11 protein-coding genes are annotated in these 12,004 nt (G+C 54.7%); 10 read left to right on the top strand and 1 reads right to left on the bottom strand.

Translation table 11 applies throughout. The features are described 5' to 3' along the window. The first annotated feature begins 250 nt into the window (after positions 1-250). The 7 genes from spoIID to FHS18_RS12685 all read left to right on the top strand — a co-directional run bounded on the left by spoIID (position 251) and on the right by FHS18_RS12685 (position 6,379). A complete protein-coding gene (spoIID, locus tag FHS18_RS12715; protein WP_246427626.1) occupies positions 251-1,459 on the top strand; it encodes a stage II sporulation protein D in 1,209 nt (402 codons plus the stop codon). A gap of 91 nt (positions 1,460-1,550) precedes the next feature. Further along, on the top strand, positions 1,551-2,288 hold the full coding sequence (locus tag FHS18_RS12710; RefSeq protein WP_183600445.1) for a M23 family metallopeptidase: 738 nt from the start codon (positions 1,551-1,553) through the stop codon (positions 2,286-2,288). 183 nt (positions 2,289-2,471) lie between these two features. Further along, positions 2,472-2,759, top strand: a complete 288-nt coding sequence (spoIIID, locus tag FHS18_RS12705) for a sporulation transcriptional regulator SpoIIID (protein WP_148929602.1) — start codon at positions 2,472-2,474, stop codon at positions 2,757-2,759. A gap of 228 nt (positions 2,760-2,987) precedes the next feature. Further along, a complete protein-coding gene (gene mreB / locus FHS18_RS12700) occupies positions 2,988-3,983 on the top strand; it encodes a rod shape-determining protein (protein ID WP_183600444.1) in 996 nt (331 codons plus the stop codon). Between the two features lie 263 nt (positions 3,984-4,246). Next, positions 4,247-5,101, top strand: coding sequence for a flagellar hook-basal body protein (locus tag FHS18_RS12695; RefSeq protein ID WP_183600443.1), 855 nt, complete (start codon positions 4,247-4,249; stop codon positions 5,099-5,101). 100 nt (positions 5,102-5,201) lie between these two features. Then, complete coding sequence (locus tag FHS18_RS12690) at positions 5,202-6,023, top strand: flagellar hook-basal body protein (RefSeq protein WP_183600442.1); 822 nt, start codon at positions 5,202-5,204, stop codon at positions 6,021-6,023. A 20-nt stretch (positions 6,024-6,043) separates the two neighbouring features. Next, on the top strand, positions 6,044-6,379 hold the full coding sequence (locus FHS18_RS12685) for a DNA-directed RNA polymerase subunit beta (RefSeq protein WP_183600441.1): 336 nt from the start codon (positions 6,044-6,046) through the stop codon (positions 6,377-6,379). 191 nt (positions 6,380-6,570) lie between these two features. Here FHS18_RS12685 and FHS18_RS12680 read toward each other — a convergent pair whose 3' ends face one another. Beyond that, the gene (locus tag FHS18_RS12680; RefSeq protein ID WP_183600440.1) at positions 6,571-8,751 is read right to left on the bottom strand and encodes an Ig-like domain-containing protein; all 2,181 of its coding nucleotides are present in this window, start codon (positions 8,749-8,751) and stop codon (positions 6,571-6,573) included. A gap of 293 nt (positions 8,752-9,044) precedes the next feature. On the opposite strand from FHS18_RS12680, the gene FHS18_RS12675 reads away from it, so the two are divergent. The 3 genes from FHS18_RS12675 to FHS18_RS12665 all read left to right on the top strand — a co-directional run bounded on the left by FHS18_RS12675 (position 9,045) and on the right by FHS18_RS12665 (position 11,999). Then, positions 9,045-9,596, top strand: coding sequence for a CDP-alcohol phosphatidyltransferase family protein (locus FHS18_RS12675; RefSeq protein ID WP_183600439.1), 552 nt, complete (start codon positions 9,045-9,047; stop codon positions 9,594-9,596). 181 nt (positions 9,597-9,777) lie between these two features. Beyond that, positions 9,778-10,215 (top strand): 3-hydroxyacyl-ACP dehydratase FabZ, encoded by a 438-nt coding sequence (gene fabZ / locus FHS18_RS12670; protein WP_183600438.1) that lies wholly within the window; start codon positions 9,778-9,780, stop codon positions 10,213-10,215. Between the two features lie 80 nt (positions 10,216-10,295). Next, positions 10,296-11,999, top strand: coding sequence for a phospho-sugar mutase (locus FHS18_RS12665; protein ID WP_183600437.1), 1,704 nt, complete (start codon positions 10,296-10,298; stop codon positions 11,997-11,999). Positions 12,000-12,004 lie beyond the last annotated feature (5 nt).

Raw genomic sequence — 12,004 nt, 5'->3', positions numbered from 1 at the left:
ACTCCGCTTCGCCGTACTCTAAGGCCGGTTTTACCGCATCTTAATGACCTACTATACCATATTTGGCTATTTTCAGACAATTTGCGGAGGCGCTTCCCCGACAGATCGCTCATTTCTCGCCGCTTCGTGCCCTTCCGGATGTTCTAGCCTATCAGCCCTCCTCATAGACTAAGAGCAGAGATAGGGTAAGCCAAGTCAGTCGAGAGGCAGCATGGTTCAGCTTAAGGAAGGGAGCAGGATGCAGGTGCAGATGAGATGGCAGACGAAGCGCCGGAACAGGCGGCGGGAGCTGGGCAAATGGGGGGCGAGTTTTGCCTCCGGCATATTGGTCATTGTACTAATTAAGAGCCAGCTGCTCGGAGGCGGCCAGGGCGGCTTGCCTCCCGGTCAGGTGGAATCCGCCCCGATCCTACAGGAGTACAATGATAATTCGGGCAAGACGAGCGGTCAGGCAGCTGCTGAACAGCAGCAGGGGAGCAAGGCGGTGCAGGGTAAGGCGGCCCAAGCGAATACGGGCGAGAAGGCGACTAACCCGCCGGCGGGCGGCAGCGGCAAAAGCGTTGGGGCCGGACAAGCTGCGGCGGCGCGGACCTACAGCGACTATGAACGGATGCAGGTCCGCGTCTTCGTCACGGAGGACAAGCGCATCGAGACGCTGCCGATCGAATTCTACGTTAGAGGCGTGCTGGCCGGCGAGATGCCGGTCGATTTTGAACTGGAGGCGCTTAAGGCGCAAGCGATCGCGGCGCGAACGTATATTTACCGTAGGCTGAAGAGCGAGGATACGAGCGGCAATCCTACGGTTGCGGCCGATGTGACCGATACGGTGCAGCATCAGGTATACGTGCCGCTCAAGACGCTCCTCACCCAGTGGAAGGGCGAGGTGAAGGAAGCCAACTTGGCTAAGCTGACCCGGGCGGTTGAGGAGACCAAAGGCATGATCATCACTTACGGCGGCGAACCGATCCAGGCGGCGTTCTTCTCCACCAGCAACGGTTATACCGAGAACTCCGGCGACTACTGGTCGACGGATATTCCGTATTTGCAAAGCGTGACGAGCCCGTGGGATAAAGCGATCTCGCCGCGTTACAAAGCAAGCGTAACGATGAAGCTGAGCGCAGCCGCGAGCAAGCTTGGCGTCAAGAAGAACGCCGTCGCCTCGATGCGCGTGCTGAACCGGACGGAGGGAAAGCGGATCGGGGAGATTGCGGTCGGCGGCAAAACTTTCAGCGGCCGAGAGGTTCGAGAGAAATTGGAGCTGGCTTCCTCGCAATTCGAATGGAAGATAGACGGCGATGATATAGTGTTCACCACGTATGGATTCGGGCATGGCGTCGGCATGAGCCAATGGGGCGCGAACGGTATGGCGCAAGCGGGCTCTACGGCCAAGCAGATTCTCGCCCACTACTACTCCGGCACGGCTGTGGAGCAGGCGATGAAGCTACCGGATCGACTCTAGAAGATTGCAAAGCTTATAATCTTAAAAAACTCGAAAGCCTCACGTATAAACTGCTAGGTTCTGGCAACAATGCTTGATGAGGTGATCGAATATGAATGATCAAAACAAACCGAAACAATCGCAAGAAACTCCCAAAAACGGTCTGGGAGCAAGTGCCGTCAAAACATCTGCTTGGAAGAAGCTGCTTTCGAAGAAATGGGCAGCGCCGGCAGCATTCATGGCAGCGGCGGCAATCATCGTTACCTTAATGTGGATCTATCGGGCGCCGGAAGACACAGCAACGACGACAACACCTGTAGCCGAGACCACGCAAGGTACAGAGACGGGAACCGAGGTTGAACAGACGCCTGTAGAGACAGACGAAGCAGTAGTGGCATCCGAAAGCGAGACGCTGGCATGGCCGACAGCCGAAAAGGTAACGGTCGCCACCAACTTCTATGATGAGAAAGCAACGGCGGAAGAGCGTCAATCCGCAATCTTGCAAGTGAACGATACGTTTACGACAAGCCAAGGCATCAACCTGACGGCAGAAGGCGACAAATCGTTCGACGTCTCCGCAGCGCTCAGCGGTAAAGTAAGCATCGTCATGCAGCATCCGACGAACGGCAATATCATTGAGATCAAGCATGCGGACGGTTTGACGACCGTGTACCAAAGCTTGACCGGCGTATTGGTTCAAGTCGGCGACTCGGTAGAGCAAGGGCAGATCATTGCCAAAGCCGGCCGCAACGAAATCGGCAAGGACCTGGGCAACCACTTGTACTTCGAAGTACGCCAGAACGGAAATGCAGTCAACCCGACGGCGCTGCTTAACCAACAAGCGGAATAGTGAATGGGCTCGATAGGCGGCAAGGGCAGGGAAAATCCCTGCTCTTGACGTCTATTTACCCGTTTAACTCGTACTTTTTTGAAAATATTTGCACAACTTGGCTTGTCATGCTTGGACACAAAGAATATCTACCCGACCCCCTCATATAATGTACCAAACTATCTCGAGTAGGGAGGCGGGAGCGTGCACGATTACATCAAAGAACGGACCATCAAGATCGGCCGTTGCATCGTCGAGACGAAGCATACGGTACGAACGATCGCTAAGGAATTTGGCGTCTCCAAAAGCACGGTGCACAAGGATTTAACCGAGCGTTTGCCGGAGATAAATCCCGATTTGGCGGACCAGGTGAAGCATATCCTGGAGTATCACAAATCGATCCGGCACTTAAGGGGAGGAGAGGCCACGAAAATCAAGTATAAGAAGAGTACAGGACGCAAACGTGAAGTGGTGGCCGCGGCTAAAACGTAAGCGATTTTTTCTACAAAAATAGAGGAATTTCGTTGATTTCAGCGAATACTGTACGATAGCATTTTTGGAAATATAGAACAGTATAAGGCGATGCCTATACGCGTGCCTATATTTCTCCGGATGGAGACTGCTGGCGCTGCCAGGGATGGCCACAGCGGTCTTTCCAGGGATGGCCACAGCGGTCTTTCCAGGGATCGACTACTATTCGCTTTGGGGGACTTAAGACGTATGTTTAGCAAGGATATCGGTATTGATTTAGGGACAGCGAATGTGTCCATTCACGTGAAGGGGAGGGGCGTCGTACTGGATGAGCCTTCGGTCGTTGCGATCGAGAGCGAAACTAAACGAGTGCTCGCCGTAGGCGAGGAAGCGCACCGGATGGTAGGCCGTACGCCAGGCAATATCATCGCCATCCGGCCGCTTCGCGATGGGGTTATTGCGGATTTCGAGATTACGGAGATCATGCTCAAGGCATTCATCGACCGGATCGGTGCGCGTTCCTGGTACAGCCGGCCGCGCATTCTCATCTGCGCGCCTACGAATATTACGTCAGTCGAACAAAAAGCGATTCGCGAAGCGGCAGAACGCAGCGGCGCGAAGGACGTCTTCTTAGAAGAGGAACCTAAAGCGGCAGCAATTGGCGCAGGCATGGACATCTATCAGCCTAGCGGCAATATGGTCGTCGATATCGGCGGCGGCACGACGGATATCGCTGTTCTTTCCATGGGCGATATCGTCACCGCCTCTTCTATTAAAGTCGCGGGGGACAAGTTCGATTCCGCGATCATGCGCTACATCAAGAATAAGTACAAGCTTCTAATCGGCGAACGGACCAGCGAGGATATTAAGATCAAGATTGCGACGGTATACAATACCGGACGCCGGGACGAGATCGATATTCGCGGACGGGATATGGTATCCGGCTTGCCGCTGACGGTAACGATTCATTCGGACGAAGTGCGCGAAGCGCTGTGGGAGCCGGTATCGTCGATCGTGGCGGCAGCCAAGTCGGTGCTGGAGCGGACACCGCCGGAATTGTCGGCGGATATTATCGACCGCGGCGTTATTCTGACGGGCGGCGGCGCCATGTTGGACGGTTTGGATGCACTCCTTGCGGAGGAACTGAAGGTGCCCGTCCTCATTGCCGAGGATCCGATGCATTGCGTCGTGAAAGGGACAGGCCTGCTGCTCGACTATCTCGATCGTTCTCCGCGTAAGATATAGCTTGGATTAAGGTAGGCATTAGCGATCAAGAGAAGGTAAGTTTTAGGCGGATTATAGAGCCGGCAAAGCGGACAAGCTCAGTGTTTGTGCGGGTAGGACGCTTTAGGGGAGCGTGCCGAGGCGCAAGTTAGTCCATTGGATTGGACAAGCTGCTCTTCAACTTTGCGCGGCTCATGCCGATATACAACGTATCGAATGCCTATCCTTAAGCAGCTATGCTTCTTTCCGTATGCGGGAGAAGCGATACGAGGAGGAACGTTAACATGTTAAGAGGTTTGTACACGGCTGCAGCGGGGATGATCGCGCAACAGCACCGTCATGATACAGTCACCAACAACATTGCGAATATTAATACACCGGGTTACAAGCAGACGAATGCGGTAACGCGTTCCTTCCCGGAAATGATGATTGCGCTGAACGAAGGCAAGAACAAGACGTCGGTCGGACGGCTCAATACCGGCGTTCTGGCGGAAGAAAGCATCGCCATGCAGTTGCAGGGCGATCTGATGCAGACGAACCGCTCGTCCGATTTTGCGATTATGTCCGATATTGAAGTACCGGGCGTCGCCTTCGACGATTCCGGCAAATCGGTATCCGAAGACGGGGAAGTGACGTATCAGCCGCAAGCCTTCTTCACCGTTCAGGACCCGTCCGGCGAGATGCGTTATACGCGCGGCGGCCGATTCTCGGTTAATGATCAGGGTTATCTCGTGACCGGCGACGGTTCTACCGTGCTAGGACAGAACGGAGCGCCGATTCAGCTGCCTGCGAACGCCTCAATGGATCAGTATACGGTTACGTCCGACTTCCGGCTTGTGAATCCGGTGACGGGACAGCAAGCGGGGCAGCTGCTCATCTCCCGCGTCGATAATCCGAACAATCTTGTTCGCGTCGGTAACGGCAAGTTCGCGCTTGAGGGCGACGAAGCGGCACAGACGCTGACAGCTGGCGAACGCGTAGAAGTGCGCCAAGGATACTTGGAGCGCTCGAACGTGGACTCGGCTCAATCGATGGTCGATCTGATGTCGGCGGCTCGCGCCTACGAAGCGAACCAGAAGGTCATTCAGTTCTACGATAAGAGCTTGGACAAAGCGGTGAACGAGGTCGGCCGCGTCTAATCGTGACAAGGTATGGCTTAGTATGCGCAACTTCGGCCGGCTTCATGTCGTATAACGGATTAGTCCGCACCAACATATCTTCGCACGGGAGGCAAGCAGCATGAACAGCTCGATGATTAATGCCATGGTGTCCATGAACGGACTGCAGCAGAAATTAGACCTGCTGGCGGATAACATTGCTAACGTAAATACGGTAGGATATAAACGTAAAGAAGCGTCCTTCGAGGATCTGCTGACGACGATGACGCAGCAGCCGGAGGATTTCTCGCAGCCGGGACGCCGTTCGCCGCTTGGCTTCAATCAAGGGTGGGGTTCGCGGCTTGTCTCGATTCAACCGGATCTGTCTCAAGGTCCGCTGCAACAGACCGATCTGCCTTATGACCTGGCGATTAGCGGCAATGCCTTGTTCGAAGTGATTACCGATGACGCAGGCACGACTGCATATACACGTAACGGCGCCTTCCAAGCGACTATGGACGCTAGCGGCGAGACGATCTTGACGACCAAGGAAGGTTATCCCGTGGTAGGCACTGACGGCGACCGGATCATTCTGCCGACGAACGCCAAGTCGGTGCGGATCGATGAAGATGGGTCTATCGTCAGCCAATCGCAAGCGGGAGAGTTCGAGACGATCGGCCAGGTTCGACTGATGCAGGCGCAGAAGCCGGCCATGCTGACGCAAGTAGCCGACAATCTCTATACGATTGCCGATGGTATGAACGTAGGCGATGTGCTGACGGAAGTAGACGCCGGTACGGATAGCGATATTACGATTAGGCAAGGCTATCTAGAACAGTCTAACGTCGACCTGACCGAAGAAATGACGGAATTGACCACCGTGCAACGGGCTTATCAGCTGACGGCCAGAGCGCTGACTTCCAGCGACACGATGATGGGTCTGGCTAATAACCTTCGCGCGTAAGAAATGAGTGGTACAGCATAATGGAAACGAAGAAAGAAACCGTAACGATACTAGAAGGGCTTACCTCGCCAGAGCGGGCGACGCTGCAGGGCATTGCCGGCGGCGGCGGTCAATCCCGCGAGGAGATAGCTGACCAGGAGACTGGCCGCAAGAGCGAAGCGCGTGCCCGCAGGCATCCGGCGCTTCGCGTTTTGCTATGGATCCTGCGCAAGAGCATCGTCCCTATTCTATGTGTCGGCTGTCTTCTGGGCGGTCTCTACATCGGATTCACCGTCGTTGGCAAGGCGCCAGGGGACGAAGTGTTCCAATGGGAGACGTGGAAGCACATGTACGATCTGGTGTTCCAGGACAAGTAACGATAGCATGACGAACAAGAGCACAACCGCCGAGGTAGGCGGAGGTGCTCTTGTTTGCGTTCGGCATGGTAATCAGGGAATCAGCCTCCTGATTCCGCTGCTGCGGGGGGCATAACGAGCATGACAAAAACGCCGTTCTCCTCTTGAAAGCAAGCTTTCAAGGAGGAAAACGGCGTCCGCTTCATAGCGTATTATGGCTTAACGGTAACGCGAACCGTAACGGTTTTACCTTCGAATACCGCTTTAACCGTCGATACCCCTTTGGCAACCGCTGCGATTTGGCCGCTGCTGTTTACCGTGGCGACCGTTTCCTTGGACGAAGTCCAAATCGCGCTTTTCGTCACATCTACGACTTTTCCGGTATCATAAGTTGCCGTTACCTTCATCGTCAGGGCAGACCCTGGCGCGAGGGTTAGCGTTCTGTTCGTAATGGTTAACTTCGTCAGTCTTGGCTGTACCGTCACGACGACCGTGACCGTCTTGTCCTGATAGGTACCGGTTACGACCGTCGTACCTTCGGCGATGCCTTTGATGACATTGTTGCTCATCGAAGCGACCGTCTCGTTGCTGAGCGAGAAGTTGACTTTCGTGCTCAAGTTAACGGAATTGCCGTTCTTGTAGACGCCGGTAACTTTGAACGACTTGGTCTTGCCCGTATTCAACGTCAGCGACGAGGCATCGATGAACAGCTTCGTAACTTCTTCTTCGATCGTGACTTTGAACGTAGTCGTTTTGCCCAGATAAGTGGCTGTCAGCGTGACCGATGACTTGAGAAGTCCCTTCATCTTAGGCGCTTTGATCAGCAAGTTCGGGGAGGACGCTTTCCAAGTTGCCTTGTCCGTTACATCTTCTTCCGTCCCGCTTTCATTAACGACCGTAACGGACGGAAGCGCTACTTCTTTGCCGATAACAAGCGAGATATTCGATGCATCGGTTGTGAGCGCAAGCGGCTTTTCGCTAATCGTGACCGTAACGGAGACGCTCTTGCCTTGGACCGAAGCCGTCAGTACCGCTTCGCCGACTTGTTTGCCGATCCACTTGCCGTCTTTAAGCTCAACGACGGAAGTATTGCTGCTCGTCCAACTAACCAGATTCGAGATATCGAATTTTTCTTCCCAGAGCGTCATAGCCGTTACGCTAGGGAGCTTCACTTGCTCGTCTACGAAGGCGTCGATCTCATCGGATGCCGCCTCCATCGTGTCGATCGTCGGGTAGACGTTGACTACGACCGTCTTCGTCAAGCCTTTATAGCTTGCCGTAATTTTTGTCTGGCCGATTTCCTTCGGCGTTACGCGGCCATTGCTGTCCACGGTCGCGACATAAATATCGCTGGAGGTCCAAGTTGCATTCGTGACCGTTTGCCATTGGTTGTTATCGTTCGGAACGGCGACGGAGAAATCGATCGGGCCGCCCTTGAGCAGAATATGCTGCTCAGCCGAAGGGGTAATGCGCATTGCCTCATGGGCAGGACGCACGACGGCGGTAATCGAATCGCTCACGCCGTGATGAGTGACCGTGATCGTAGCCGTACCTGCGCCGACCGAGGTAACGACGCCTTTGTCTACCTTGACGACGCCGGTGTTGCTCGAAGTCCATTCCGCATCTGCCGTCACGTCGACAGCTGTGCCGTCCGACGATTTTGTGGCGTTAACCTTCAAATTAAACGTATCGTTGCCGGTTTTAAGTTCCAGCAAGCCATCCGGCGAGATTTCGAAACTGCTGTATGGCGAGGAGACGTTCAGTACGACCGTATCTTTTCTTCCTTTATAAGAAGCGGTAATCGTCGTTTCGCCCGCCGCGATCAAGGTGACTTCGCCCTTGTCGCTGACAGTTGCAACCGAAGGCGAGGAGCTTGTCCACGTGGCATCGGCGATGGAATCCGTCGTCGTGCTGCCCTTGACGGCGGACAACGTAAAGCTCGGCTTCTCACCCACTGCAAAATCCATCTTATCCGGCGCTGCGTCGCCGTCGGAATTAATCGTAATGCTGTCATAGCGGTATTCGCTAGTCAGGTCGACCGATATTTTATAAGAGCCGTATTGTGCGCTGATCTTCGCGGTGCCGCTTGTCAGCGGGGTCAGCAGACCGCCGCTTACTTTCACCACGGAGGGGTTGGACGATGTCCAGATCGCACTGCTCGTTACGTCTTTCGTATTGTTGGCGGATGTCGTCGCGATGACATTCAGTTGGATGGTGCTCTCGCTAATATAGATCGTCGTGGATGGCGAAGTCTCGAACGCGATGCTCGTCACGGTTTCTTCGGCGGCCCGTACGATACCATTCATAAAGGTTAGCATCAGGACGAGCGCGAGGACGGAAGCTACGATCGAACGCGGCGCAACCCTTGCATCTCTTCGCATAGTTGTCTTCATCAAACTGTTTTCACCTGCTTTAATTTATTAGGCATCGGCCAATGCTGCATTCCCAATCTTAATACCGGAGACGCAAACCTATGGCCTTGTTACCTTCTATTAATAACGGCAGGGCGGTTGCGAGATTGAAGAGCTAGCGGAAAAAAGGAAGAAAGTTGCGACTTAAGGCTTATGAAAAAAACGATGAAAACGCCGATAGGACAAGGGTTGCGGAGGTTTTATTTTTAGCGCGCGAGAGGTATAATGAGTGAGGAACTTTGAACCGCCCAGAAAAAGGTAAGGGGGCATGAAGGTTGAATTTCCCTACGATGCTAACGATGCTGCGGTTCGCGCTTATTCCGGTCTACATCCTGGTGTTTGCTTCCGGCCATATGAAGTGGGCGCTCGTCGTCGTGCTGGCTGCCGGATTAACCGATATTCTGGATGGGTATTTGGCGCGTCGTAACGGCCAGGTGACCATGATCGGCGCCATGCTGGACCCGCTGGCCGACAAGTCCATGATGATTGCCGTCATCATTTCCCTGCTCGTGACCGGGCATTTACATTGGGGAGCCTGCGTTGCCTTCTTCATACGGGATCTGGGGATGATCGCGGGGTCGGCGTTTTTTCATTTTCGGGGAAAAAAGACCGTACCGGCCAACTGGATGGGGAAATTAACGACGGTGCTGTATTATGCCGCCATCGTCTTCATTTTCTTCGAGCTGCCGTTCGCGCAGGCCTATCTGTGGGGCGTGATTCTGTTCTCGTTCCTGACGTCGGTCATCTATGTCGTGCTGTTCGCTCGGCTGAACCGCTACAAGACGGATGGCGCTCAAGGGTCTGCACGCACCACCCATATTCCGTAATTCCCTGCGTACGATACCCTTCCGCGAACAAAAAAGAAGTCTAACCAAGCGGCGCTTTACGGCCATTCTCGGTCAGACCCCCTTATCTTAACCCTCGTGACTGCAGTCCCACGAAGGATAAGCTTAGTCTTGCACGCAACGAATCAAAATATTACGTATTGACGCGAAAGGAGCTTTTATCATGCTCGATATTCAACAAATTCAGCAAATTATTCCGCATCGTCCGCCGTTCCTGCTGGTGGACCGCATTCTGGAGGTCGAAGAAGGCAAACGCGCCGTGGGCCTTAAGAATGTGACGATGAACGAGCCTTTCTTTACGGGCCATTTTCCCGAATACGCGGTTATGCCCGGGGTATTGATCGTCGAAGCGCTCGCGCAGGTCGGAACGGTCGCTATTCTAATGGTAGAAGCCAATCGCGGGAAGATCGGATTCTTCGCCGGTATCGATAACTTCCGCTTCCGCGGACAAGTGACGCCGGGCGATCAGCTCATCTTGGAAGTCGAGATTACCCGTCTGAAAGGGCCGATCGGCAAAGGACAAGCAACCGCCAAGGTCGGCGACAAGATCGTGGCCGAAGGCGAGATTATGTTCGCGCTGCAGGATCCGAAGAAGGCGTAAATTTTTTTTGACCTCGGTACATACATGAATAACACATAGATAGGAAAGAAAAGAAATAACGGAGAGGAAGGAACTGGACAATGACACAAAATGCAATTGAACGTTACGAGGCTTGGTTGGGGGATGCCCTTATCGATGAAGCGACGAAAGCAGAGCTTTCCTCGATCAGCGGCAATACGAAGGAGATTGAGGACCGGTTCTACCGCGATCTGGAGTTCGGCACAGGCGGCCTTCGCGGCGTCATGGGCGCGGGAACGAATCGGCTGAATCAATATACGGTTGGCAAAGCGACACAAGGACTCGCGAACTGGCTGAGCGAACGCACAGACAAGCCATCGGTTGTGATCGCGCATGATTCCCGCAACAACTCGCCTGAATTCGCGCTCGACTCGGCGCTCGTGCTTGCGGCTAACGGCATTAAGACTTACCTGTTCACTTCGCTGCGTCCTACGCCGCAACTGTCGTTCGCGGTTCGTTCGCTGGGCGCATCGAGCGGTATCGTTATCACGGCGAGCCATAACCCGCCGGAGTATAACGGGTACAAAGTGTACGACGAGAACGGCTGCCAGCTGGTGCCTGCGGATGCGGAGCAAGCGATCGGCCATATTGCGCAAGTGACCGGCTTCGATCAAGTGAAACGGATCAGCCGCGAAGAGGCGGAGTCGCAAGGCTTGCTGGTATGGCTGAGCGAAGAAGAGGACCGCAAGTACGTCGATACGGTTGTCTCCAACAGCCCGAACCTGGAGCTTTTGAAGAATGGCCTGGCGAAGGATGTATCGGTCGTATTCACCGCACTGCACGGTTCGGGCAATCTGCCTGTGCGCGGCGTACTTGCTGCTGCTGGCTTCACGAACGTGCATATCGTGCCTGAGCAAGAGCAGCCGGATGGCTACTTCAGCACGGTCAAATCGCCGAACCCGGAAGAACGCGAAGCGTTCACGCTGGCGATCAAGCTGGCGGGCGAGGTAGGCGCGGACATTATTATCGGCACCGACCCGGATGCTGACCGCGTAGGCGCGGTCGTGCGCAACAATGAAGGCGAGTACGTGGTCCTCTCCGGCAACCAGTCCGGCGCGATCATGGTCAACTACTTGCTCTCGACGCTGCAAGAGCGCGGCCAGCTGCCGGCGAACGGCATTGTCGTCAAGACGATCGTAACGAGCGAGATGGGTGCGGATATCGCGCGCCACTATGGCGCTGACGTTGTGAACACATTGACCGGCTTCAAATATATCGGCGAGAAAATGACGCAGTTCGAGCAGTCCGGCGCCAAAACGTTCCTGTTCGGCTACGAGGAAAGCTACGGCTACCTCGCGGGCACGTATGCGCGCGACAAGGACGCGGTTATCGGCTCCCTGCTGATTGCGGAAGCAGCTGCGTATTACAAAGCGCAAGGCAAGACGCTATACGATGTGCTGCTTGAGCTGTACGAGAAGTTCGGCACGTACCTGGAGCATTTGGAATCCCGCACGCTTAAAGGTCTGGACGGCGTTCAGCAGATCGCCGGCATCATGACCGACTGGCGCACGAACCCGCCGGCCGAAGTGGCAGGCGTGAAGGTATCCCAGGTACTGGACTATGCGCCAGGCTTGGGCGGACTGCCGCCGGAGAACGTATTGAAATTCCTGCTCGAGGACGGCTCGTGGTTCTGCCTGCGTCCATCCGGCACGGAACCGAAGATCAAAGTGTATTTCGCGGTTCGCGGCACATCGAGACAAGAAGCAAGCGCGGCAATCGGCGCCCTGACGCAAGCCGTCATGGAGCGGGTAGATAACAAGGCTTAAGGAGT

The sequence above is a fragment of the Paenibacillus phyllosphaerae genome (assembly GCF_014192105.1).
GTDB classification, from domain to species: domain Bacteria; phylum Bacillota; class Bacilli; order Paenibacillales; family Paenibacillaceae; genus Paenibacillus_Z; species Paenibacillus_Z phyllosphaerae.
The sequence above is the reverse complement of the archived record's forward strand: the minus strand, read 5'-3'. Positions and strand labels throughout refer to the sequence as shown.

What these genes read in the sequence shown, in the direction of transcription:
- spoIID (WP_246427626.1), top strand. Translation starts at nt 251, where the DNA reads ATGAGATGGCAGACGAAGCGCCGGAACAGGCGGCGGGAGCTGGGCAAA.
- FHS18_RS12710 (WP_183600445.1), top strand. Translation starts at nt 1,551, where the DNA reads ATGAATGATCAAAACAAACCGAAACAATCGCAAGAAACTCCCAAAAAC.
- mreB (WP_183600444.1), top strand. Translation starts at nt 2,988, where the DNA reads ATGTTTAGCAAGGATATCGGTATTGATTTAGGGACAGCGAATGTGTCC.
- FHS18_RS12695 (WP_183600443.1), top strand. Translation starts at nt 4,247, where the DNA reads ATGTTAAGAGGTTTGTACACGGCTGCAGCGGGGATGATCGCGCAACAG.
- FHS18_RS12690 (WP_183600442.1), top strand. Translation starts at nt 5,202, where the DNA reads ATGAACAGCTCGATGATTAATGCCATGGTGTCCATGAACGGACTGCAG.
- FHS18_RS12685 (WP_183600441.1), top strand. Translation starts at nt 6,044, where the DNA reads ATGGAAACGAAGAAAGAAACCGTAACGATACTAGAAGGGCTTACCTCG.
- FHS18_RS12680 (WP_183600440.1), bottom strand. Translation starts at nt 8,751, where the DNA reads ATGAAGACAACTATGCGAAGAGATGCAAGGGTTGCGCCGCGTTCGATC.
- fabZ (WP_183600438.1), top strand. Translation starts at nt 9,778, where the DNA reads ATGCTCGATATTCAACAAATTCAGCAAATTATTCCGCATCGTCCGCCG.
- FHS18_RS12665 (WP_183600437.1), top strand. Translation starts at nt 10,296, where the DNA reads ATGACACAAAATGCAATTGAACGTTACGAGGCTTGGTTGGGGGATGCC.